We start from the raw sequence: 22,184 nt of genomic DNA, 5'->3' as shown, positions 1-22,184 counted from the left end.
TCACCGCACTCAAACTGACTTAGTTCGATTTATCGAGTCAACTTACGGTGAACCACGCGGTGCGGCTTCGCAGCCTCGGGGCCAAGACGCTCAATCTTGTTCTTCTCGTAGGACTCGAAGTTACCCTCGAACCAGTACCAGTTGTCGGGCTGCTCGTCGGTGCCTTCCCATGCCAGGATGTGGGTGGCTACTCTGTCGAGGAACCAGCGGTCGTGAGAGACCACGACGGCACAGCCGGGGAATTCCAGCAGGGCATTTTCGAGGGAGGTGAGGGTTTCGACATCCAGGTCGTTGGTAGGTTCGTCGAGCAGCAGCAGGTTGCCACCCTGCTTGAGGGTCAGGGCCAGGTTGAGGCGGTTACGCTCACCACCGGAGAGCACACCTGCCTTCTTCTGCTGGTCGGGGCCCTTGAAGCCGAAGGCTGAGACGTAGGCGCGTGAGGGCATTTCTACCTGGCCTACCTGGATGTAATCCAGGCCGTCTGAGACAACCTCCCACAGCGACTTTTCGGGGTCGATGTTAGCGCGGTTCTGGTCAACGTATGAAATTTTGACAGTTTCACCGATCTTCAGGTTGCCGCCGTCGAGGGGCTCAAGGCCGACGATGGTCTTGAAGAGGGTTGACTTACCTACACCGTTGGGGCCGATGACGCCGACGATGCCGTTACGGGGCAGGGAGAAGGAGAGACCGTTGATGAGGGAGCGGCCGTCGAAGCCCTTCTGCAGGTTTTCTGCTTCGATGACGACGTTACCCAGGCGGGGTCCCGGGGGAATCTGGATTTCTTCGAAGTCTAGCTTGCGGGTCTTTTCAGCCTCTGCAGCCATCTCTTCGTAGCGGGCCAGACGAGCCTTTGACTTAGCCTGACGGCCCTTGGTGTTGGAGCGAACCCACTCGAGTTCTTCTTCCAGGCGCTTAGCGAGCTTGGCGTCCTTCTTACCCTGAACTTCAAGGCGAGCGCGCTTCTTGTCCAGGTAAGTGGAGTAGTTGCCCTCGTAAGGGTAGAGGTTACCGCGGTCTACTTCTGCGATCCATTCTGCAACGTGATCGAGGAAGTAACGGTCGTGGGTAATGGCGATTACTGCGCCCTCGTAGGACTGCAGGTGCTGTTCCAGCCAGAGGACGGATTCTGCGTCCAGGTGGTTGGTGGGCTCGTCGAGTAGAAGCAGGTCGGGCTTCTGGAGCAGGAGCTTGCAGAGCGCTACGCGGCGGCGTTCACCACCGGAGAGGTGGGTAACGGGTGAGTCGCCGGGAGGGCAGCGCAGGGCGTCCATGGCCTGTTCCAGCTGGGAGTCGATGTCCCAGGCGTTGGCGGCATCGATGGCTTCCTGCAGCTTGCCCATTTCTTCCATGAGCGCGTCGAAGTCAGCATCGGGGTTGGCCATCTCTTCTGAGATTTCGTTGTAGCGAACAATCTTTTCGTAGATTTCGCCGACGCCTTCCTGGACGTTACCCAGGACGGTCTTTTCTTCGTTCAGCGGGGGCTCCTGCATGAGGATGCCCACGGTGTAGCCTTCTGAGAGTCGTGCTTCGCCGTTGGAGGGGGTATCGAGACCCGCCATGATTTTCAGGATGGTTGACTTACCGGCACCGTTGGGGCCGACCATACCGATTTTTGCACCGGGGAAGAACGACATTGATACGTCGTTAAGGATGACTTTGTCGCCTACAGTTTTGCGGGCTTTGGTCATGGTGTAGATAAATTCTGCCATGCATTTAAGCCTACCGGTTGATGTCAAGCTGTTGGGGGGTTTAGGGCAGGGCATCTGCCAAGAATCTTGGTGTGAGTTTGCCCTGCCCCGCCCTCTAGCTGGTCAGAGCCTCAACAGCCTCATCGTCTGCTGCCTTATCGGTGAGTCCCTGGTCAGAAACCTGATGGCCATTTTCAGGAGAATGGCTGCCTTGGGGGTCTTCTTCAACAGCCGGTAGAGAGCTATAGCCGTGGTTGAGTTTTTGTTCCCCGGCTACTTGTTCGTTGAACTTACGGTCGGTCTCATCGACATCCGGTTTCCGGTCGGTGACACGGGCAAAATTTGCAAGACCGTAGTTGAGGTCGTGGCCAATGCTGGTGGCGTCTACTTCGATGCTGGTGCCGGGTGAGCCGTCTGCCCGTTCAAACTGTTTGACGCGCAGGCGTCCGGTAACCAGCACCGGGTGCCCTACTTGCAAGCTCCGGGCACTGTTATACGCCAGGGCTCTAAAGGAGTTGACGGTGTACCAGTTGGTTGTGCCTTCTTTCCAGGTGCCACTGGTGGTATCGAACCAGCGGGGTGTGGAGGCAATACGGAAGTTTGTTACCGGGATATTGCTGTTGGGTAGGAACTTTTGGGTGGGCGCCGTTGCGATAAAGCCTCGGATGGTGACGGTGTCGGTCATGACTCCTCCTTGAGTTGTTGGGTGAACCGGGTGCCTCAAGGGTTACATCAGCAGAGTCTTATGAGCCAGAAAAATGGTGGCTGTGGATAACGTATACGCTGCTATTGCACGGTGGAGGTCAGAAAATTGGTGTAGCTGTGACGCGAGCAAGAGCTTTCATGACAGATTTTGTTCACACCCCTGTTGTTTGCCGCTCATATCCTTCTAGGCTCATACCACATGCCCCGCTAATGCACCGGAGCGGGCGTCCGCAGCTACCAGCGAGAAGGAGGCAGTACAATGACCGATACACTTGTTCCCGATGAGCCTACCTGGGTGCGAGATGACCGTACCCGCACCTACTTTGAACAGGAATGGCAGAATGTGCCGCGTACAAACGAGGCCCTGTTCGAGCACCTCTGCCTGCTGGTGTTTCAAAGCGGCCTGTGGTGGTCGACGGTATTAGCAAAACGGGAGGAATTGAACCGGGCCTTACACGATTTTCAACCCGAGCGTTTAGCTGCCATGGCTGAGGACGATATCGCTGGTTACCTTGAGGGCGATATCGGAATTAGGAACCAGTCTAAACTCAGGGCCTGCATCAATAATGCGAGAGTGTTGAAAGAGTCTCGGGTAAATCTAGCAGATTTCTTTGCTGAGGCATTTCCAGAGGAATTATTGTTCCCGTGTGCCGAAGCACTCCCCCGCACCACCGCTGAAACCGATACCCTGGCCCGCGAGTTACGGGCACTCGGGTTTCGACGCTTAGGGCCGGTGGTGGCATGCGCGGTGGCTCAGGCCGCTGGCTATATCAGGTTAGAAACCCACACTCTTAGCCGGCGTGGTCAAAGTAGGCTTGCACTGCCTGGCTAGCTACCTCGTACCCTACCAGCTGGTCCTCGAGCCCCTTGCTCAACAGGGCGATGGAGTAGGTAGAGCTTTCGGTTCTGACAACACCAACGGAGTTGATGTGCCATTCGCCAGTGTCTTCCTGGATCCAGCCATTTTTAACCGATACGTCGGTGACGAGTTCTCCCAGTACAGTCTGCCCGTATTGGGAGCCTACGCCCCAGGTTTGTGACCAGTCGAGCGGAACCATTTTTTCGAGAAGGAACTGGGCGTCGGCAGCGTTGACCCATTCAACGGTATCGACGATGGCACGCATGATGCGCACCTGGTCCTCGGCCCAGGTTTGGTTATCACCCCAGGTTCCGGCAGATCGGGTCTCCGTTACACCCAGCAATTCATAGGTCTTATTGAGGGATTCAGCGCTAGCCAGGGATTCTCCGTCATCAGATCCAAATCTACGATAAATCTCAATTGTTGCGTTGTTATCGGAGTAGGTTATAGACGCTTCAACGAGGGCTTTTTCATCGTCGGTTAGTTCGCGCTCTTCAAAGGCTGCAAGCCTGAGCAAAGTGAGAGAAATAGGGACTTTGACGATAGAAGCTTCGTGGGTCCACTGGTCACCCTTATGGAGGAAGAGACTATCGGTAGCGTGGTTATAGACCGCCAGGCTGAGAGTAATTCCGTGGTCTGCTTCAAGCTGGTCGAGTGCCTGGTTGATGTCTACGTCGTGGGCCTCGTTGGTGTGCTCATCACCGGTGGCGGTGGGCTGTATTTGTTCTGCTGCGGGGCCACAGGCAACAAGTAGGGTGCTCAGGGCCAGAGTAAGCCCGGTCCCTGCCAGCACTGTTCGGCGGGGCAGGACAGGGGCGGACGCGGGTGCGCCGCTGAGCGTTTCAGGCAGGTTGGCTGTAGACATGCCCTCTAGTGTATTCCGAAAGTATTTGATTTTCCTGTGCGAAAGCCACATTTGATAATAAAAGATATCCCCCACTTGTTTCACCAAGTGAGGGATATGTTGTGCGCCCCAGGAGGGAGTCGAACCCCCGACCAAGAGATTAGAAGGCTCCTGCTCTATCCACTGAGCTACTGAGGCTAGCCGCTGTTTATACTATCGATTCCTCGGCTAAAAGTCATATCAGCCTCGGGAGGGAGTCGCCCCCCCCGACCAAGAGATTAGAAGGCTCCCGCTCTCATCTGGAGGCTAGATACTCACCTCGTAGAGGGACGAGCGCTGGCCGCGGCGGAGTACTCGGCGGGTTGCCGGGTCGAAGAAGACTAGCCAGAAGGCATAGGCCACGCTGAGCACAGCCGCAATGAGACGGCCCATGTTCTGATCAAAGTTATCGAGATAGGGCGAGACGGCAAGCTGATCTGAGACCCCGTACATGACAAAGAACAGGGTTGTCAGGAAATAGAAATCTAGCTGCCAGTCGGTACGCACACCTGCCACCACAAACAGCGGGATGAACCAGAGCAGATACCAAGACTGCAACATGGGTGAAAAAACCACAACCATAGCTAGGGCCAGGCCAGTGCGGCGGATGAGGTTTTCGTCCTTTCCCACAAACATGACGACTACGGCCAGCAGCATGCCGGCTAGTTTCCCCAGAGAGAAGAAGGTATCGCGCACCGAATTCGCCAGGGCATTATCACCGGTGATCGACACCAGGATTTGGTTGATTTGTAGCCCCAGGAAGCCAATGGGGGTGAACCAGATGTACTGGCCGCCGGTGGTAGCTAGGGCTCCAATCCATCCAAAGCCCAGGTCGGTCACAGCTCCGAGCACCCAGAGCTCCGCCATGGAGATAGCCAGTGTCATAGCCCAGAAAATAAAGCGGCGGGGCCAGCTGGCTCCCTTACCGGCCCAGAACAGCCCGATAAAAGGTAGGGCGACCAGGGCAATGGGCTTGATGGCTACGGCTGCGGTCACCAGGGTAATTCCCAGTAGGCCGCCCATCGTATCGCGCCGGGCTGCCGCGTGGTAGACGCCTGCCAGCACCAGGCCGGTCATCAGGGCATCATTATGGGAAGAGGTGATGAAAGCGGCGATAAAGAGGGGGTTGGCCAGCACTAGCCAGTTAGCGCGTATGCCATTGATGCCGTGGAGCTTCGCTAGCTTGGGCACGTAGTAGGCAATAAGCCCCACCCCGATAAGAGCAACCAGCCTAAAGAGGTAGAGGGCGGTGTCTACAGAGTCACCGGCGATTTGGGCTACCCATTTTTCAATGAGCAGGAAGATTGGGCCGTAGGGCGGAGCCGACTCAGACCACATCTGGTCAGCACCGTACTGGAAGAAGTTATTGACGGAAGAAACCCCGTACTCATAGGGGTTAAGCCCCGAGGCCATGACGCGTCCCTGAGCAAAGTAGGAGAAGACGTCACGGCTATAGAGGGGGAAAGCAAAAAGCTGGGGAAGCATCCAGCAGATAATCGCTGCGGTTGCCCAGCGTTTTGCACGCTGATCCCAAACGAGCAGCTTCTGCACCATGCGTAGCCATTCACGGCAGAGCATCATCGACCCCACAACGAGCAGGGCGATACAGGTAATTAACCCGGGTGCTGTGTAGCGCAGCGGGATAATCCAGTCCACGCGGCGGAAAGGTGAGGCGTCTGCGAGCCACCCCACCCCAAAGGATGCAAACATCACCAGCAGAGAACCGATGGTTCCAAAGATGAGGGTTCGCAGGGGGCTACCCGAAACATAGTGAGCTGTCTTGGGGTTATACCGGTGCACCGGGATGCTGTCGGTGTGGGTTTGCGCTGTTCTGGGGCTCATGGTCCTCCTGGCCGAGCAAATGAGTACACCTGATTTTACCCGCCGGCTGAGTGGCACTGGCAGGTCTTAGACCTTCTGCTCTCTGAAAATCTGCTGTGGGTTAGGCCCCTAAAGGGGTAGATTGGTTCTGTGTCTATTTCAAATGAACGTATTGTATGGATTGATTGTGAGATGACCGGCCTCTCTCTAGAGAAGGACGCCCTGATTGAGGTCGCCGCACTGGTGACCGACGGGGATCTCAATATTTTGGGTGACGGCGTGGATGTCGTCATTAAGCCCGACCCAGAGGCGCTTGAGCAGATGGATGATTTTGTGCGCAACATGCACACAGTCTCTGGTCTACTGGATGACCTGGACCAGGGCATCACTATGGCTGAGGCCCAGCAGCTGGTACTGGAATATGTGAAGCAGTGGGTTCCCGAGCCGCGCAAGGCTGTGCTGGGCGGTAATTCTGTGGGCACCGATAAGACTTTTTTGGTGCGCGATATGCCCGAGCTCGTGGACTATCTGCACTACCGCGTGATTGACGTGTCTACTATCAAGGAACTTTCTCGCCGCTGGTTTGAGAAGGCCACCTATAACGCCCCGGCGAAAACCGGAAATCACCGGGCACTGGGCGATATCCAGGATTCCATTGACGAGCTGCGTTACTACCGCGGAACAGTCTTTGTTCCCTCCCCCGGGCCCGATAGCGCAACCGCCCAGAAGGTTGCCCAGGAGGTTGCGGCAACCCGCCAGCAGATTAATCCTGCTTAGGGGTTCAGGCGGTGCGGACGCCGTCCGTTGCCTGGCAGCGTCCGCCCGGCCCCCAGCCCAAAAGTTCGTGAGCACAGTCACCCCATATAACCTCATTTTCGATTTGCAGGGAATCAAAACTGTGTGTAAGCTAGTATCCGTTGCCAAAACAAGCCGGTGAAAGAAACGGTAGTTTTTGTAAACATGGTGGTCGTAGCTCAGTTGGCAGAGCGCCTGGTTGTGGTCCAGGAGGTCGCGGGTTCAACCCCCGTCGATCACCCCGAGTAGAAGGGTCGCTACGGTTTTTATCGTAGCGGCTCTTTTTGTTTACCCCGTGTGAGAGGTTATGTCATGACTGTTTTGCCCATTACTATTCACGGTAACCCGGTTTTGCACCGCCCGGCTGCCCCGGTGACGTCCTTTGATAATGAGCTGCGCAAGCTGATCGACGACATGTACGAGACCCAGGAGGTCTCGAACGGTGTGGGACTGGCGGCACCCCAGGTGGGTGTGGGCCTGCGTCTGTTCACCTATAAGTTTGAGAATGAGGACGGTGTGCCCCCGCTGGGCGTGGTGGTTAACCCCGTGCTGACTCTGGGCAAGATTTCAACGGCTGATCCCGACCCCTACGATGAGGTTGAGGGCTGCCTGTCCTTCCCCGGCTATTCTTTCCCGCTCAAGCGCGCTGACTGGGTCACGGTCAACGGGTTTGATGGTGAGGGTAATCCGCTGAAGTTTGAGGCGACTGGCTGGTTTGCCCGCGTCATGCAGCATGAGACTGACCACTTGGATGGCAAGCTCTACGTGAATCGACTGAACGCCAAGTACACCAAGAAGTACAAGAAGGTTGTTAAAGCTGAGGGCTGGACTGCCGAAGGTAACACCTGGATGCCGGGCGTCGACCCCGACCCCTTTGGTCACGGGGAGTAAAGAACGGGACGGAGTCGAGCTGAGGCCTGGAAAGACGCGCCGAATGCCGACGTGGATCGGGACTGGCGGTGAATTGCTGAGCGAGCTCTGCGAGCCAGCAAGAGCGGCTGTCGGCAAGGTGCGTCTGGAAGGCCCAAAGCGCCAACTAGAGCAAAGTCTGTTGAGAGAACGGGACGCCCGATAAGCCGGGTTCTGTACCTACCCGAGGGCAGGCGGCAATCATCCATCTAGACCCGTCGTTGCCGGCGGGTTCAAGCAGCCTACCCGGGCGCTTCACCGCACTGGTTACTAGCGCGCCCTGTTTGGCCTTGCTCCGGGTGGGGTTTACCGAGCTACTGCAGTCGCCTGCAGTACTGGTGAGCTTTTACCTCACCTTTTCACCCTTACCCCGTGGTGGGGCGGTTTGTTTTCTGTGGCACTGGCCTGCAGGTTACCCTGAGTCGACGTTATCGACCACCCTGTGCTGTGGAGCCCGGACTTTCCTCGAAGCGTTTGTGCGCTGCGCGATTGCCTGGGCGTCCCGTTCTGGGGTTCTACTTTACTACACTGGTGGGTATGTTGATTTTGTTTCCGCCGTCTGAGGGTAAGACTCCTGCCACATCTGGTTCGGGGGTTGAGTTGGGTGAGTTGTTGGCTCCTGAGCTGACGGGGGCTCGTGAGGCTGTGGTGGATGAGTTGATGCGGGTGAGCGGTTTGCCTGATGCGGGGCAGCTGTTGAAGGTGGGTCCGTCCTTGCTGGCTGAGGTTGAGCGGAATACTCGGTTGTGGTCGGAGCCAGCGGCGCCTGCGTCCGATGTGTACTCGGGGGTTTTGTTTGAGGCTTTTGGGTACGATTCTTTGGGGGCGGACGCACGAAAGCGGGCTGATAGGGCTGTTGTGGTGATATCTGCAGCGTGGGGCGTGGTGGGTCTTACCGATATGATTCCGGCCTACCGTCTGTCGATGGGCACGAAGCTGGGTGAGATCGGAGATCTGGCTAAGTTTTGGAAGGGCGAGCTCAAACGCCCCTTGGATGAGTTGGCCGGGGATCAGCTAGTGGTAGATGGCCGCTCTGCGGCCTACGCAAAGGCGTGGACGCCCGCCCCGCAGTGCCATCTGTTGGTTCGGGTGGAGAGGGTAGCGGCTGACGGTAGCCGCAAGGTGGTCTCGCATATGGCCAAGCATTACCGGGGCCTGCTGGGTCGCTACCTGGTGCAGGAAAATCTGACCGAGATTGAGGACGCCGGTGAGCTAGCCAAGGCGCTTGCCCCCGGTTTTGAGGTGGAGCTGCTCTCCCCCACCGAGAAGAAGCCGGGTACCCTGACTCTTCTGGTGAGGGAGCAAGGCACCTAGCGGGTAGAGGCTGAGCCCGCTACCTGCCCGGTGGAGACGGTGAAGTCCCAGGGGTCGGTGTTGAGAATCGAGACGTAGGTGTCGATAGTAAAGCCTCGCTCCTCCAGTTTTTCGGTGATAAGGCGGGCGGCCCTGTCCATCCAGAGCCATTCGCTGGCGTAGTGGGAGCAGTCGATTAGGGCCGGGGTGCCGCTGCTGATGAGGGCCTGCTCGCGGGCTTCTGAAGCCGGGTGGTGGCGCAGGTCGGCGGTGATGTAGACGTCCGCACCCGATGCGCGGGCATCGCCAAAGAGGGAATCGCCTGCCCCGGTGCAGAGGGCAATTTTTTGAACGCTCTGGTCGGGCCGGCCTGCGATGCGCAGGCCACCGGCGGTTGCCGGCAGGAAGTCAGCAATTTTTTCGGCCAGCTCCTTGAGGGTGACGGGGGCAGGCAGACTGCCAACGCGCCCGATGCCGACGCGAACGTCCGCCCCCTCAATCTGTACAGTCTCTTCCTCGGCCAGAATCTCGGTGTCGGTGATGCCCAGCTTGCTCATGAAGACCTCGTTGGTGCCGTGCGGGGCCGAGTCCACGTTGGTGTGGGCGCCCAGCAGGCCGCAGCCAGCCTCAATGAGGGTATGCACGATTTCGCCCTTGTAGTCGGTATCGGGCAGGAAGGACGCCCCGCGCAGCAGCAGGGGGTGGTGGGTAATGAGGAGGCCCGCGCCTTTTTCTGTAGCCTCGCGGGCAGTTGCCACGGTGGCGTCCACCGCGAAACCAACGGTGGTGACGGGGGCATCAGCGCGCCCGACCACCAGACCAGCGGCGTCCCACTTCTCGGCAAGAGTGGGCGGGAAAATATCGTGGAAGGCCCGGGTTACATCGTTCAGGGTGGGAGTTGAAAGTTCAGTCATGCCCCTATTGTGTCATGAGTGCCGGGGCGGGAATAAGACCGGGGAGCCTACGGTTACCCGTAGTATGCAAAGTTTTGTTGTAGGCGGGGGATGCTTCTGGTGCATCGACGCCGTATATCGTCAATTTGAAGGAATTACCGCCAGTATCAGCGGCTACACCGGTGGGCACGTTGAGAACCCCACCTACCGCGAGGTGTGTTCGGGTACCACCGGCCACGTCGAGGTAGTCAAGGTGGAGTTTGACGAGACCGTCATTCCCGCCGAAACCGTGCTCGATATCTTCTTCGCCTCGCACGACCCCACCAGCTGGGATAGGCAGGGGGCGGACGCCGGCCCCCAGTACCGCTCGGCCCTCTACTACGAGAACGAGGAACAAAAGGCCCTCTTCGAGGCCGCCATTCAGCGGGCCTCTCAGCTATGGGACCAGCCCATCGTGACGGTGGTAGAACCCCTGGGCACCTTCTATGAGGCTGAGGACTACCATCAGAACTACTACGCGCTTAACCCCTACCAGGGTTACTGCATGGCCGTCATCAACCCTAAGCTTGCTAAGACTAGGCAACATTACGCCAGGTTTCTTAGAAGTTAAGCCCTCCCCCTTTGTTTCGTAAACTAGAGGGTGAACCATTCATCGCTTCCACCTGAAAGGTACACTCGTGTCAAAGATGTACAACAATATCACCGAGGTTGTCGGCCGCACTCCCATCGTCCGCCTCAACCGCATGGACGCTGACCTGCCCGGCAACGTCGCAGTCAAGCTGGAATTCTACAACCCCGCCAACTCCGTCAAGGACCGCATCGGTGTAGCTATCATCGACGCCGCTGAGAAGTCCGGCGCCCTCAAGCCCGGCGGCAGCATCGTTGAAGGTACCTCAGGCAACACCGGTATCGCCCTGGCTATGGTGGGCGCTGCCCGCGGCTACAAGGTCATTCTGACCATGCCCGAAACCATGAGCAACGAGCGTCGCGTCATGCTGCGCGCCTACGGTGCTGAAATCGTGCTGACCCCCGGTTCTGAGGGTATGCGCGGTGCTGTTGAAAAGGCCAAGGAAATCGTAGCCTCCACCGAGAACGCTATTCTGGCCTCCCAGTTCTCCAACGAAGCTAACCCCGAGATTCACTACAACACCACTGGCCCCGAGGTCTGGGAAGCAACCGAAGGCAAGATTGATATCTTCGTAGCTGGCGTTGGCACCGGCGGTACCGTCTCTGGTACCGGCAAGTACCTCAAGGAGCAGAACCCTAACATCAAGGTCGTTGCGGTCGAGCCCAAGGACTCACCCCTGCTGACCGAGGGCAAGGCTGGCCCCCACAAGATCCAGGGTCTGGGCGCTAACTTCGTACCCGATACCCTCAACCACGACATCTACGATGCCGTCACCGACGTTGCTATCGACGACGCCGTTGCTACCGCCCGTAAGCTGGGTACCGAAGAGGGTATCCTGGGCGGCATCTCCTCCGGTGCAGCCGTCTGGGCCGCCCTGGAAGAAGCTAAGAAGAGCGAGAACGCCGGCAAGCTGATTGTCGCTGTTGTTCCCGACTTCGGTGAGCGCTACATCTCCACCCTGCTCTACGAAGACATCCGCGGCTAAAAGCTACCGTCGCACAAGCCGGGCACCCCGCTGGTTGGCAGCGGGGTGCCCGCGTCTCTGCAGGCAGAAGCCTGCGCGGACGTCCGCCCTCAGCTTGACGTACATTGTTTGAGTGAGACGGAATATCGTTCTAGCCGTGACTGTTGTAGAGTTCAGCAAGAGCGCCCGTCGCGCTCCCCTGCCTAGATTATGAGGAGAACCATGAGTTTCCGAGCGCGCCTGCGTGAAGACTTAGACACCGTCAAAGCACACGACCCCGCAGCCCGCGGTGATGTGGAAATCATGATCAATTACTCGGGTATGCACGCCATCTGGGCTCATAGGCTAGCCCATAAACTGTGGCAGAAGGACTCTACCCGCACACTAGCCCGCACCCTCAGCCAGTTTGCCCGCTTCATGACAGGGGTTGAGATTCACCCCGGCGCCACCATTGGCCGCCGCTTCTTCATCGACCACGGCATGGGGGTGGTGATCGGTGAAACCACCGAAATCGGTGACGATGTCATGATTTACCACGGGGTGACTCTGGGCGGACGTTCCCTGGAGAAGGGGAAACGCCACCCCACTATCGGCGACCGTGTGACCATCGGTGCCGGAGCCAAGGTGTTAGGCCCGGTTCTCATCGGTGCTGACTCGGCTATCGGCGGTAACTCGGTGGTGGTACACGACCACCCCGAGGACTCCATCATTACCGGTATTCCTGCCCGCTCGCGTCCGCGAACCCCCGAAAACAAAAAACCCCTGGTCGATGCCGTCGAATATGTCGACCCGACCATGTGGATCTAGAGACCTATACACCAAAGGGCCCGGTACTCCTTCGTGGAAGGAGCACCGGGCCCTTTGATGTAAACAGTTTAAAAGTTACCTCGCTGAGGGCCCCACTTACGGGCGAGAGCCTGGCGAGAAGATTCAATATCGTTGCGGTGCTTTGAGAAGGTTTTGAGCCAGGGAGTACGTCCGTGATAAATCTGAATTTCGGGGTCCTGTACAAATACCAGCTTCCCACTGGCACGGCTGAAGAAATCACTGTGCTCAATTACGCGTAACTCTTCGTCCCAGCCACCGATTGAGCGAATTGACTCGGTACGGGCTAGAAAGATGTTCGGGGTTTTGACACGCACGGGCAGCCCGTAAAGGTCATGACCGGCCTCGTAGATAGGCTTGTCTGCCCCGCGGTACAGGGCGAGGTCGCTGGTCCCGTGGATATGCGTTTTGAAGGTGGGAACTTCAACCTGAGTTGCGGCAACACCATCAACATCGGGGTGGGATTCTAAGTAATCGTAGGCTTTTTGCCAGTTGGTCAGACGGGTGAAGACAAAATCGTCATCTGTCAGTAAGACGTAAGGAGTCTCTACCCGTTCAAGGGCTCGGTTGCGCCCTGCAGAAATACCAACGTTAAACGGTAGCTGCAGCACCTCTACCTGGGGGTCACGGGTTGACCAATATTTCTCAGAGTCATCGGCGACCAGAACTTTACCGGTAAAAGTTGCCTCCCGGATCGATGAGAGCAAACGGTCCATAGCCTTGGGGCGGGAAAAGGTTTTTGCCACGATGGTGACGTCCCTGTTAAGTTCTGCACTGTAGGGGACCAGGCCACGTCCGTTTCTGCGGGCGGCAAATCGCAGGTAACGGATATAGTTATTGACGACAATCCCATAAACGTATCGTAAAGGCTGCCCTTTGTCGCTGTCGAACAGGGCTAAAAGACGTTCTTTAGAGACCGGAAGTTTTGGCACGGAGCGCTCTCTTTCTGCGGTGCATGTGTTAGCTACCAGTGTACCCGGTCGCCTCGAATAACATTTGGTTCTGTAGAGAACTGTGCCCCGCTTGCAGCAGCAGGCGGGGCACAGGCGACTTAACCTCACAAGAGACTAGTGGGTGTGGGAGTTCTCAGCGTTAATTTCGCTGCGGTCGCCGCTCCACTCGGTGTGCCACATGCCCTCGGAATCGATTCGACCGTAGGTGTGAGCGCCAAAGAAGTCACGCTGGCCCTGAATCAGGGCAGCGGGCAGGCGCTTGCGGCGCAGACCGTCGTAGTAGCTCAGGGAGGACGCAAAGACGGGGACGGGCACGCCCTCGGCGGTTGCCTTAGCAACCACGCGACGCCAGGAAGGAACGAGTTCTTCCATGAGCTTCTTGAAGCCGGGAGCCAGCAGCATGTTGGCGGGGGTTTCATCCTTGTAGGCGTTCATGATTTCGCCCAGCAGTTCTGCACGGATAATGCAGCCTGCGCGCCAAAGACCTGCGATGACGTCGAGCTTAAGATCCCAGCCGTACTCGTCGCCGGCCTTAGCCAGCATGTCGAGACCCTGGGCGTAGGAAACCAGCTTGGAGGCAAACAGAGCCTTGCGGACGTCCTCAATAAACTCTTCGTCGCCGTTAGCAACGGCGGTGGTTGCAATCAGGCCTGCGGGTAGCTCTTCCTGGGCCTGCTTGCGGGCATCAGAGTTGCTAGAAGACAGGGCACGGGCAAATACTGACTCTGCAATACCGGAGACGGGGGCACCCAGGTCAAGAGCGGCCTGGACGGTCCAGCGGCCGGTGCCCTTCTGACCAGCTTCATCGACGATAACGTCAACCAGGGGCTTGCCGGTCTTAGCATCGACCTGAGCAAGAACCTCAGCGGTGATTTCGATGAGGTAGGAGTTGAGGTCGGTGGTGTTCCACTGCTTGAAGATTTCTGCCTGGGCAGCGGGTTCTAGACCTGCCACGGTGCGGAGCAGGTCGTAGGCTTCACCAATGACCTGCATGTCGGCGTACTCAATGCCGTTGTGGACCATCTTGACGAAGTGACCAGCGCCATCGGTTGAGATCCAGGCGCAGCAGGGATCGCCGTTGGGGGCCTTAGCTGAAATTTTTTCGAGCAGCGGGCCGAGGGATTCGTAGGACTTAGCGGAGCCGCCGGGCATGATGGAGGGGCCGTTGAGCGCGCCTTCTTCTCCACCGGAAACACCGATACCGACGAAGTGCAGGCCCTTTTCGGCCAGGGCACGCTCGCGGCGGATGGTGTCGGGGAAATGGGAGTTACCGCCGTCGATGATGACGTCGCCTTCATCGAGCAGGGGTGCGAGCTGTTCAATGACGGCGTCGACGGGGCCGCCTGCCTTCACCATAATCAGGATGCGGCGGGGGGCTTCGAGAGAGTCGACCAGTTCCTGCAGGGTCTCGGTGCGGATGAAGTCACCTTCATCGCCGTGAGCTTCAAGCAGGGCATCAGTCTTTTCAACGGAACGGTTGTGCAGGGCTACGGTGTAGCCGTTACGGGCCAGGTTGCGGGCCAGGTTTGCGCCCATGACGGCCAGGCCGGTTACACCAATTTGCGCCTTACGAGCAGTATTGTTTTCAGTCATGTCTTAAGCCTACGCTGGTCTGCTCTATTTATGCTTCAGGGCCGGGTGAGATGAAGCAAACTCTCACATTATGGGAGAGCAGTAGGGATCATGGGTTTTTAGGAATCGTAGGTATCGGTAAACAGCACCCACACTGCCGCAGCCCCGATAACCAGAGCCACACACGCAAAAATCGACCATAGGGTCACCATGGTTCCTTGAGTGATGAAGAAGATAGAGATAAGTAGCCAGGTTACGGACAAGAAGACTGCGGTAAAGTTTCGAGGCTTAAAGTTTCTATTCATCAAAGGGCTACTCCTCGTAGGCGTTTATGTATCGAGATTATTGGCTCGGCAGTTATCCCTCAAAGAATACTGTACGGTCTGGTAGCGGACAGAAAAAGGGAAGAGCCCGGTGTGGAGCTCTCCCCTCTTTAATGTGGGTTGTAAAAATTGCCCTTAGGAAGTCTTAGTTGAAGGTGCAACGGTAGACGAGGTAGTGCTAGCTACGCCGTCGACTGAGTAGGTCGCGATGTAACCGGTGTAGAGGCCAGTAATAATGAGATTAATAATTTACCTAGAATTCGCGCACCGAGAGGGAAAAACAGGGGTGAGGTGCGCCCCCATATGCGCCTACAGATCCTCTTCCAAAGATTTCTTGCATGAGAATAGGGGCTGGGCAGCAAAAAGCCCCACAGCGAAGTGTGGGGCTTATCGGTGGGTCCTACCGGGATCGAACCGATGACATCCACGGTGTAAACGTGGCGCTCTACCAGCTGAGCTAAAGACCCTTACTGTCTCTTCCGCGTTATCTCTCGCGGCGACATGTAATACTCTACGCAGGTCAGAACAGCTGCGCAAATCGAAATACTCCCCCGAAGCGCAAAAAGACCCGATTTTCTGACCATTTTTAACAGACAAATGTCAGAAAATCCCATCTTGACATGGGGTTATATTTTTTTAAAAAAATTATTAACTTTTTTCTACACAGCCCCTTTCAGCGCCAAGATCTGCCAAAAAGGGCCCCTGTCTCACGAGACAGAAGGCCCTCATTCCTATTTCCCTTGCTTCATCACCAGGCGGGAAGCAGCCCAGTCATGCGCCAGAGACTCAGATGTAGTCACATGCAAACCCGCTAATGGAGCTGCTTCTTGAATCTCCACCGGCGGGATATGCCCCTCGCGACCGTTCTTTGGAGTCAGAAGCCACACGACTCCCCCCTCATCCAGGGTTGCCAGCACATCCATAAGCCCGTCGACCAGATCGCCATCTTCAGCACGCCACCACAGCAAGATACCGTCGACCACTTCTTGGTCGTCTTCATCGAGCAGTTCTGTACCCAGAAAATCCTCCAGGGCATCGCGCAAGTCGAAGTCGACGTCCTCATCGTAGCCAAACTCCTGCATCAGGCTGCCAGCAGGCAGTCCTAGCTTCTGACCAACAGTCTCTTTAGTAGCACCGGTGGCGCTCACGTATGTCCTCCAAGAATCAAAAGAAAGTAACGGGCTTGCCATTCCGCAGACCCCTGCGCACCAGTGTCCACTCCTTTGATGAGTGAGCACAGGCATGCTCATAGTTCCTACTGAACACGCTTCAAGGCTCCAAATCAACAGAACACGACCAAAACAGGTCACCTAATTTCACCCACAGAAAAAGAAGGGGCAAGTGACGGCTATTTCACACCCTTAAATCCCTGAAACCACGACCTTAAAACCGGCAAATTGTGACAACATAGAAGAGAAGTTGTCTTAGCGCCTGCCCACCGGCCGCGCAAGACATACACCCAAGGCTCACCAGGCACATACGCTGCCGCTGGTGAACACATACCCCTACAACAAAGAGAGGTTGACTAGTGGGACCCTCAGAAACGAACGATCACGTTTTGAGTGCACTGACCAACAGCTTCACCGATATTGATCCCGAAGAGACCAGCGAGTGGATTGAGTCTTTCGACGACCTGGTTGAAGCTCACGGCACCGAACGTGCACAGTTCATCGTGCGCTCACTCATGCAGCGCGCTGGCCAGAAGTCGATCACCGTACCCATGGTGACCACCACTGACTACGTCAACACCATTCCTGTCGATCAGGAACCCGAATACCCCGGCGACGAACAGATTGAACGCCGCTACCGCGCTATGCTGCGCTGGAACGCTGCCATGATGGTTCAGCGCGCCCAGAAGGCTACCATTGGCGTAGGCGGTCACATCTCATCCTACGCGGGTGTAGCTACCCTCTATGAAGTAGGTTTCAACCACTTCTTCCGTGGCCGCAACCACCCCGGTGGCGGCGACCAGATTTTCTTCCAGGGCCACTCATCCCCCGGTAACTACGCACGTGCCTTCCTCGAAGGCCGCATCACCGAAGAGCAGCTCGACGGCTTCCGCCAGGAAAAGACCAAGCAGGGCACCCACCTGCCCTCCTACCCTCACCCCCGTAACCTGCCTGATTTCTGGCAGTTCCCCACGGTTTCAATGGGCCTTGGCCCCTTGAACGCCATCCACCAGGCACAGTTCAACAAGTACCTGCACAACCGCGGCATCAAGGACACCTCAGACCAGCACGTCTGGGCATTCCTGGGTGACGGCGAAATGGATGAGCCCGAGTCACGCGGTGCCCTGCAGCTGGCTGCCAACGACAAGCTCGATAACCTGACCTTCGTGGTCAACTGCAACCTGCAGCGTTTGGACGGCCCCGTTCGCGGTAACGGCAAGATCGTTCAGGAACTTGAAGCCTTCTTCCGCGGCGCAGGCTGGAACGTCATCAAGGTCCTCTGGGGCCGTGAATGGGACTCCCTGCTCGAGAAGGACAAGTCCGGCGAGCTCGTCCGCATCATGAACGAAACCCGCGACGGCGACTACCAGACCTACAAGGCCGAGTCCGGCGGCTTCATCCGCGAGCACTTCTTTGGCCAGACCCCTGAGACCAAGGAACTCGTTGCGGACATGACCGATGACGAAATCTGGGCTATGAAGCGCGGCGCTCACGACTACCAGAAGGTTTACTCAGCCTTCAAGGCAGCTGTTGAGCACAAGGGTCAGCCCACGGTCGTTCTTGCTCAGTCTGTTAAGGGTTACGGCCTGGGTGCCTCCTTCGAGGCCCGCAACGCCACCCACCAGATGAAGAAGCTGTCGATGGAAGACCTGAAGCAGTTCCGCGACCACCTGCGTATCCCCATCTCCGATGAAGAGCTGGAGAAGGACCTCTACAACCCGCCCTACTACCACCCCGGTAAGGACTCCGAAGAGTACAAGTACCTCATGGCCCGCCGTGAGGAACTGGGTGGCTTCGTCCCCTCCCGCAAGAACGTTCAGCCCAAGATTACCCTGCCCTCAGACAAGGCCTACAAGGGTGCATTCAAGGGCACCGGTAAGCAGATGGCTGCTACCACCATGACCTTCGTGCGTCTGCTCAAGGACCTCATGCGTGAGAAGGACTTCGGCCACCGCATCGTGCCCATCATCCCCGATGAGGCCCGAACCTTCGGCATGGACTCCTACTTCCCCACCGCCAAGATTTACAACCCCAACGGCCAGAACTACCTGGCAGTTGACCGTGAACTCATGCTGGCCTACAAGGAATCCCCCGAGGGCAAGATTATTCACGTGGGCATCAATGAGGCTGGCGGCACCGCTGCTTTCACCGCCGTAGGTTCCTCCTACGACACCCACGGCGAACCCATGATCCCCGTCTACATCTTCTACTCGATGTTCGGTTTCCAGCGCACCGGCGATGCCTTCTGGGCAGCAGCTGACCAGATGACTCGCGGCTTCATCATGGGCGCAACTGCTGGCCGCACCACCCTTACCGGTGAAGGCTTGCAGCACGCAGACGGCCACTCACCGGTCCTGGCCGGCACCAACCCCGCAGTGATCCACTACGACCCTGCCTACGGTTACGAAATCGGCCACATCGTCAAGCGCGGTATCGAGCACATGTACGGTGACAAGGACGAAGACCACAACGTCATGTACTACATCACCGTCTACAACGAGCCCATTCAGCACCCCGCTGAACCCGAGAACCTCGATGTTGACGGCCTGCTCGGCGGTATCTACCGCCTGCACGAGGCAAAGAATGACGGCCCCCGCGCCCAGCTTCTAGCCTCAGGCGTTGCAGTTCCCTGGGCTGAAAAGGCACAGCAGATTCTGGCCGAGGACTGGGGCGTCTCAGCAGACGTCTGGTCAGTTACCTCATGGACCAACCTGCGCCGCGACGGCCTTGCCGCCGAGCGCGAGCTGCTGACCAACCCGTCCGCCACCCCCCGCACCCCCTTCGTTGCCCAGCAGCTTGAGGGTGCAACCGGCCCCATCGTCGCTGTGTCTGACTACCAGACCGACCTGATGGACGGCATCCGCCAGTTCGTTCCCAACGAATTCGCGACCCTGGGTGCAGACGGCTTCGGCTTCTCAGACACCCGCGCCGGTGCCCGCCGCTTCTTCAAGATTGACGCCGAGTCCATCGTCGTCCGTACCCTGCAGATGCTGGCTAAGCGAGGCGAGGTCCCCGCTGATGCACCTGCTAAGGCCTTCGAGAAGTACGACCTGAACAACATCAACGCAGGCACCTCAGGTTCCGCCGGTGGCGACGCCTAAGACCCTGTGCTGATCACTTCCTAGCTCACAGCGAGTCCTAGATTCGCGCTGAGTGTAAGGAGGACGGCCCCCACGATTATCGTGGGGGCCGTTTTTGTTCTGGGCAGTCTTTTGCCTAGTCGGTCTTACCCTCTAGTTTTCTTGGGCCGAAGCCCTTAGCTGTGAGTTTTCTTGGCTTTTGAGATTGAACAGCTGTGCCGTCCCAGCTGGCCTGCTAACAGGAGTAGGATAGTTATTTGAACAAAGCGCTAGAAACTTTCAAGTTCTAGGTCTCAAACTCTATTTTCAAGGCGGTTACGCGTGATAGCACTGGTGTGCCCCGGCCAGGGGTCGCAGAAGCCCGGATTCCTCACAAACTGGTTAAACGTCGACGGGGTACGCCCCCACCTCGAGCGTCTCTCTGAAGCTGTAGAGCTCGACCTGGTTCATTACGGCACCGAGGCCGATGAGGAAACCATCAAGGACACCGCTATTGCCCAGCCCCTGATTATGGCAGCTGGTCTTGTCACCGGTCGCCTAGCCCAGAAGACTCTAGAGGGCCAGAAGCTTATTTTTGCCGGTCATTCGGTAGGTGAAATTACCGCTTCAGCCCTAGCCGGTGTGCTCACCGAAGAGGACGCCATGCGTTTTATCAAGGTACGGGCCGACGGCATGGCTCAGGCAGCTGCCGCTACCCCCACCGGCATGGCCGCCGTGCTCGGCGGAGTTGAGGACGACGTCCGCGCCGCTATCGCTGAAGCAAACCTCACCGCCGCCAACTCGAACGGCGGCGGGCAGATTGTAGCCGCTGGTTCCATCGACGCTCTTGCAGCTTTCGCCGAGAACCCGCCCGCCAAGACCCGCGTGATTCCGCTGAAGGTAGCCGGTGCCTTCCATACCGACTACATGGCGGCAGCCCAGGGGCCCCTGGCAGACTTTGCGGCAGGCCTCTCCCCCGCAGAACCGACTGCTGAGCTGCTCTCAAACTTCGACGGCCAGCCCGTTGCCTCAGGGGCAGCGGCCCTTGAATCGCTGGTTGCCCAGGTGACCCGCCCCGTCCGCTGGGACCTGTGCATGGCAACCCTCGCGGAGCGAGAAGTTACCCACCTTGTTGAGGTTGCTCCCGCTGGTACCCTCGTGGGCCTGGCCAAGCGCGGTATGCGCGGCACACCGGCGTCCGCCATCAACACCCCCGATGACATTGCCGCCCTAGCCCAGGCTCTCCAGGCCTAAAGTTTCCCTGAAAGGACTTCACGATGCCTACTCTCAAGCAGGTTGATCCCAACCGCTACTCCCGTATTCTGGGCTACGGTGCTGCCCGCCCCGACCTGATCGTCACCAACGACGATATTGCCGGCCCGATCGACTCCTCAGATGAATGGATCGTTCAGCGCACCGGCATCAAGACCCGCCACCGTGCCTCAGAAAAGATTTCTGTAACAAATCTTGCTGTGGGAGCTGCCCAGGACGCCCTGGCCGCCTCAGGTGTACAGGGTGAAGAGCTGGATGCCGTCATCATCGCCACCATCTCCCACCCCTACGCAACCCCCGCCCTCGCACCCCTGGTAGCTGAAGCTGTGGGGTCCAAGGCGCCCGCTTACGATATTTCGGCAGCCTGTGCAGGTTTCTGCTACGGCGTTGCCCAGGCGGACGCCCTGGTACGCTCCGGCACCGCCCAGAAGGTTCTGGTCATCGGCGTTGAGAAACTCTCAGACTTCATCGACAACACCGAACGCACCATTTCCTTCCTGCTCGGTGACGGTGCTGGTGCGGCGGTCGTAGGTGCCTCTGATGAACCCGGCATTGGCCCCACTATCTGGGGGTCGGACGGCGAGCGCTGGGGCGCTGTGGGTATGACCCATTCCATGCTTGATATCCGCAACCGTGATTTTGTGGCTAACCCGGTGCAGGAGGGCGAGAAGCTTTGGCCGACCCTGCGTCAGGACGGTCAGACGGTCTTCCGTTGGGCTGTCTGGGAGATGGCTAAGGTTGCGCAGAAGGCTCTCGATGCCGCCGGTATTACTGCAGATGACCTGGGGGCGCTGGTGACCCACCAGGCCAACATGCGCATTATCGACCAGATGGTGAAAACCCTGAAGCTACCCGAGAGCGTTGTGGTGGCCCGCGATATCGAGTGTGCAGGTAACACCTCTGCTGCCTCTGTTCCGCTAGCTGCCCACCAGCTGCTTCAGGACAACCCCGACCTCTCTGGTAAGTTTGCCCTGCAGATTGGTTTCGGTGCGGGTCTGGCCTACGCGGCCCAGGTTGTTGTGCTCCCCTAACCTGCCCTGTGCCGGGTCGGCGAGGCGGACGTCCGCACCGTATTTTGACAAAATGTTAGATTTATTTCAAAAATTAGGTGGCGTCACAGCTTAGCTTTGTGCGGGCTAGGGGCTACACTCAATTTTGGAAGCTAAAGTGGGCTCTGCCCACTTATCCCTCAGCCGCTGCGCACCCCTGCGCGGTGAGTTACATCAGTGGCCCCACGCCACTCATACTAAGACGAAGGAGCCATCATGGCAGATCAGAACGAAATCCTCGCAGGTCTTGCAGAAATCGTGAACGAAGAGACCGGTGTAGAGGTTGAGGACGTCCAGCTCGAGAAGTCCTTCACAGAAGACCTGGACATCGACTCCATCTCAATGATGACCATCGTTGTGAACGCCGAGGAAAAGTTCGGCGTTACCATTCCCGACGAAGAGGTCAAGAACCTGAAGACCGTCGGCGACGCTGTTAACTTCATCGCTAACGCCTAAGTCGCGTTGACCAGGTTGGGCACGGTCTTATCGTGCCCAACCTGCTTTTTATTCTTTACCCCAACCCA

20 protein-coding genes, 3 tRNA genes and 1 other RNA gene are annotated in these 22,184 nt (G+C 57.7%); 12 read left to right on the top strand and 12 right to left on the bottom strand.

The features are described from left to right. Positions 1-29: 29 nt before the first annotated feature. Together ettA and HWU94_RS05035 are read right to left on the bottom strand one after the other, a co-directional pair. Complete coding sequence (ettA, locus tag HWU94_RS05040; RefSeq protein WP_185174575.1) at positions 30-1,709, bottom strand: energy-dependent translational throttle protein EttA; 1,680 nt, start codon at positions 1,707-1,709, stop codon at positions 30-32. A gap of 94 nt (positions 1,710-1,803) precedes the next feature. Beyond that, entirely contained in the window at positions 1,804-2,373 is a 570-nt protein-coding gene (locus tag HWU94_RS05035; RefSeq protein ID WP_185174574.1) for a single-stranded DNA-binding protein, read from the bottom strand. A 279-nt stretch (positions 2,374-2,652) separates the two neighbouring features. Here HWU94_RS05035 and HWU94_RS05030 point away from each other — a divergent pair, with 279 nt between their 5' ends. Next, entirely contained in the window at positions 2,653-3,225 is a 573-nt protein-coding gene (locus tag HWU94_RS05030) for a DNA-3-methyladenine glycosylase I (protein WP_185174573.1), read from the top strand. On the opposite strand, the gene HWU94_RS05025 is transcribed toward HWU94_RS05030, so the two are convergent. The 3 genes from HWU94_RS05025 to mptB form a co-directional block, all read right to left on the bottom strand. Continuing rightward, complete coding sequence (locus tag HWU94_RS05025) at positions 3,185-4,117, bottom strand: serine hydrolase (RefSeq protein ID WP_185174572.1); 933 nt, start codon at positions 4,115-4,117, stop codon at positions 3,185-3,187. The two genes, HWU94_RS05030 and HWU94_RS05025, sit on opposite strands and share 41 nt — an antisense overlap. Positions 4,118-4,221: 104 nt before the next feature. Next, positions 4,222-4,294 (bottom strand) — tRNA-Arg (locus HWU94_RS05020). A 108-nt stretch (positions 4,295-4,402) separates the two neighbouring features. Then, the gene (mptB, locus tag HWU94_RS05015) at positions 4,403-5,977 is read right to left on the bottom strand and encodes a polyprenol phosphomannose-dependent alpha 1,6 mannosyltransferase MptB (RefSeq protein ID WP_185174571.1); all 1,575 of its coding nucleotides are present in this window, start codon (positions 5,975-5,977) and stop codon (positions 4,403-4,405) included. Positions 5,978-6,106: 129 nt separating this feature from the next. Here mptB and orn point away from each other — a divergent pair, with 129 nt between their 5' ends. From orn to def, 3 genes are all read left to right on the top strand, one after another. Further along, positions 6,107-6,733: an oligoribonuclease gene (gene orn, locus HWU94_RS05010; protein ID WP_185174570.1), complete on the top strand. Its 627-nt coding sequence runs from the start codon at positions 6,107-6,109 to the stop codon at positions 6,731-6,733. 186 nt (positions 6,734-6,919) lie between these two features. Beyond that, a tRNA-His gene (locus HWU94_RS05005) sits at positions 6,920-6,992 on the top strand. Positions 6,993-7,063: 71 nt separating this feature from the next. Then, positions 7,064-7,642: a peptide deformylase gene (gene def, locus HWU94_RS05000; RefSeq protein WP_185174569.1), complete on the top strand. Its 579-nt coding sequence runs from the start codon at positions 7,064-7,066 to the stop codon at positions 7,640-7,642. Between the two features lie 165 nt (positions 7,643-7,807). On the opposite strand, the gene rnpB is transcribed toward def, so the two are convergent. After that, positions 7,808-8,165, bottom strand: an RNA gene (rnpB, locus tag HWU94_RS04995) — RNase P RNA component class A. Positions 8,166-8,197: 32 nt separating this feature from the next. Between rnpB and HWU94_RS04990 the strand changes: the two genes are divergently transcribed. Then, positions 8,198-8,974 (top strand): YaaA family protein, encoded by a 777-nt coding sequence (locus HWU94_RS04990; RefSeq protein ID WP_185174568.1) that lies wholly within the window; start codon positions 8,198-8,200, stop codon positions 8,972-8,974. Here the strand turns inward: HWU94_RS04990 and HWU94_RS04985 are convergent. Then, positions 8,971-9,867, bottom strand: a complete 897-nt coding sequence (locus HWU94_RS04985; RefSeq protein ID WP_185174567.1) for a Nif3-like dinuclear metal center hexameric protein — start codon at positions 9,865-9,867, stop codon at positions 8,971-8,973. The two genes, HWU94_RS04990 and HWU94_RS04985, sit on opposite strands and share 4 nt — an antisense overlap. Before the next feature lie 64 nt (positions 9,868-9,931). Here HWU94_RS04985 and msrA point away from each other — a divergent pair, with 64 nt between their 5' ends. The 3 genes from msrA (at position 9,932) to epsC (ending at position 12,245) form a co-directional block, all read left to right on the top strand. Continuing rightward, positions 9,932-10,456 (top strand): peptide-methionine (S)-S-oxide reductase MsrA, encoded by a 525-nt coding sequence (gene msrA / locus HWU94_RS04980; protein WP_185174566.1) that lies wholly within the window; start codon positions 9,932-9,934, stop codon positions 10,454-10,456. A gap of 76 nt (positions 10,457-10,532) precedes the next feature. Then, positions 10,533-11,459: a cysteine synthase A gene (cysK, locus tag HWU94_RS04975; RefSeq protein ID WP_221625869.1), complete on the top strand. Its 927-nt coding sequence runs from the start codon at positions 10,533-10,535 to the stop codon at positions 11,457-11,459. Positions 11,460-11,660: 201 nt separating this feature from the next. Continuing rightward, positions 11,661-12,245 (top strand): serine O-acetyltransferase EpsC, encoded by a 585-nt coding sequence (gene epsC, locus HWU94_RS04970; RefSeq protein ID WP_185174564.1) that lies wholly within the window; start codon positions 11,661-11,663, stop codon positions 12,243-12,245. A gap of 68 nt (positions 12,246-12,313) precedes the next feature. Here the strand turns inward: epsC and HWU94_RS04965 are convergent, their stop codons facing one another. The 5 genes from HWU94_RS04965 to HWU94_RS04945 all read right to left on the bottom strand — a co-directional run bounded on the left by HWU94_RS04965 (position 12,314) and on the right by HWU94_RS04945 (position 16,259). Beyond that, positions 12,314-13,195 (bottom strand): glycosyltransferase family 2 protein, encoded by an 882-nt coding sequence (locus HWU94_RS04965; RefSeq protein WP_185174563.1) that lies wholly within the window; start codon positions 13,193-13,195, stop codon positions 12,314-12,316. A gap of 135 nt (positions 13,196-13,330) precedes the next feature. Beyond that, positions 13,331-14,809 (bottom strand): NADP-dependent phosphogluconate dehydrogenase, encoded by a 1,479-nt coding sequence (gndA, locus tag HWU94_RS04960; RefSeq protein WP_185174562.1) that lies wholly within the window; start codon positions 14,807-14,809, stop codon positions 13,331-13,333. Between the two features lie 98 nt (positions 14,810-14,907). Then, complete coding sequence (locus HWU94_RS04955) at positions 14,908-15,093, bottom strand: hypothetical protein (RefSeq protein ID WP_185174561.1); 186 nt, start codon at positions 15,091-15,093, stop codon at positions 14,908-14,910. A gap of 412 nt (positions 15,094-15,505) precedes the next feature. Then, positions 15,506-15,578 (bottom strand) — tRNA-Val (locus HWU94_RS04950). Positions 15,579-15,842: 264 nt separating this feature from the next. Further along, positions 15,843-16,259 carry a DUF3052 domain-containing protein gene (locus tag HWU94_RS04945; protein ID WP_237194096.1) on the bottom strand — a complete coding sequence of 139 codons (417 nt, stop codon included), beginning with the start codon at positions 16,257-16,259 and terminating at the stop codon, positions 15,843-15,845. A gap of 380 nt (positions 16,260-16,639) precedes the next feature. Here HWU94_RS04945 and aceE point away from each other — a divergent pair, with 380 nt between their 5' ends. From aceE to HWU94_RS04925, 4 genes are all read left to right on the top strand, one after another. Further along, positions 16,640-19,381, top strand: a complete 2,742-nt coding sequence (gene aceE, locus HWU94_RS04940) for a pyruvate dehydrogenase (acetyl-transferring), homodimeric type (RefSeq protein ID WP_221625863.1) — start codon at positions 16,640-16,642, stop codon at positions 19,379-19,381. A gap of 300 nt (positions 19,382-19,681) precedes the next feature. Beyond that, complete coding sequence (locus tag HWU94_RS04935) at positions 19,682-20,593, top strand: ACP S-malonyltransferase (protein WP_185174559.1); 912 nt, start codon at positions 19,682-19,684, stop codon at positions 20,591-20,593. 23 nt (positions 20,594-20,616) lie between these two features. Next, a complete protein-coding gene (locus HWU94_RS04930) occupies positions 20,617-21,642 on the top strand; it encodes a beta-ketoacyl-ACP synthase III (RefSeq protein ID WP_185174558.1) in 1,026 nt (341 codons plus the stop codon). 234 nt (positions 21,643-21,876) lie between these two features. Next, positions 21,877-22,116: an acyl carrier protein gene (locus HWU94_RS04925; protein ID WP_185174557.1), complete on the top strand. Its 240-nt coding sequence runs from the start codon at positions 21,877-21,879 to the stop codon at positions 22,114-22,116. Positions 22,117-22,184 lie beyond the last annotated feature (68 nt).

Source organism: Rothia nasimurium (genome assembly GCF_014217215.1).
GTDB lineage: Bacteria > Actinomycetota > Actinomycetes > Actinomycetales > Micrococcaceae > Rothia > Rothia avistercoris.
The sequence above is the reverse complement of the archived record's forward strand: the minus strand, read 5'-3'. Positions and strand labels throughout refer to the sequence as shown.

Coding starts and splice junctions, on each gene's coding strand:
- HWU94_RS05035 (WP_185174574.1), bottom strand. CDS start 2,373: ATGACCGACACCGTCACCATCCGAGGCTTTATCGCAACGGCGCCCACC.
- HWU94_RS04990 (WP_185174568.1), top strand. CDS start 8,198: ATGTTGATTTTGTTTCCGCCGTCTGAGGGTAAGACTCCTGCCACATCT.
- cysK (WP_221625869.1), top strand. CDS start 10,533: ATGTACAACAATATCACCGAGGTTGTCGGCCGCACTCCCATCGTCCGC.
- msrA (WP_185174566.1), top strand. CDS start 9,932: ATGCAAAGTTTTGTTGTAGGCGGGGGATGCTTCTGGTGCATCGACGCC.
- HWU94_RS04930 (WP_185174558.1), top strand. CDS start 20,617: ATGCCTACTCTCAAGCAGGTTGATCCCAACCGCTACTCCCGTATTCTG.
- gndA (WP_185174562.1), bottom strand. CDS start 14,809: ATGACTGAAAACAATACTGCTCGTAAGGCGCAAATTGGTGTAACCGGC.
- HWU94_RS04955 (WP_185174561.1), bottom strand. CDS start 15,093: ATGAATAGAAACTTTAAGCCTCGAAACTTTACCGCAGTCTTCTTGTCC.
- mptB (WP_185174571.1), bottom strand. CDS start 5,977: ATGAGCCCCAGAACAGCGCAAACCCACACCGACAGCATCCCGGTGCAC.
- epsC (WP_185174564.1), top strand. CDS start 11,661: ATGAGTTTCCGAGCGCGCCTGCGTGAAGACTTAGACACCGTCAAAGCA.
- def (WP_185174569.1), top strand. CDS start 7,064: ATGACTGTTTTGCCCATTACTATTCACGGTAACCCGGTTTTGCACCGC.
- ettA (WP_185174575.1), bottom strand. CDS start 1,709: ATGGCAGAATTTATCTACACCATGACCAAAGCCCGCAAAACTGTAGGC.
- HWU94_RS05030 (WP_185174573.1), top strand. CDS start 2,653: ATGACCGATACACTTGTTCCCGATGAGCCTACCTGGGTGCGAGATGAC.
- HWU94_RS04985 (WP_185174567.1), bottom strand. CDS start 9,867: ATGACTGAACTTTCAACTCCCACCCTGAACGATGTAACCCGGGCCTTC.
- HWU94_RS04925 (WP_185174557.1), top strand. CDS start 21,877: ATGGCAGATCAGAACGAAATCCTCGCAGGTCTTGCAGAAATCGTGAAC.
- HWU94_RS05025 (WP_185174572.1), bottom strand. CDS start 4,117: ATGTCTACAGCCAACCTGCCTGAAACGCTCAGCGGCGCACCCGCGTCC.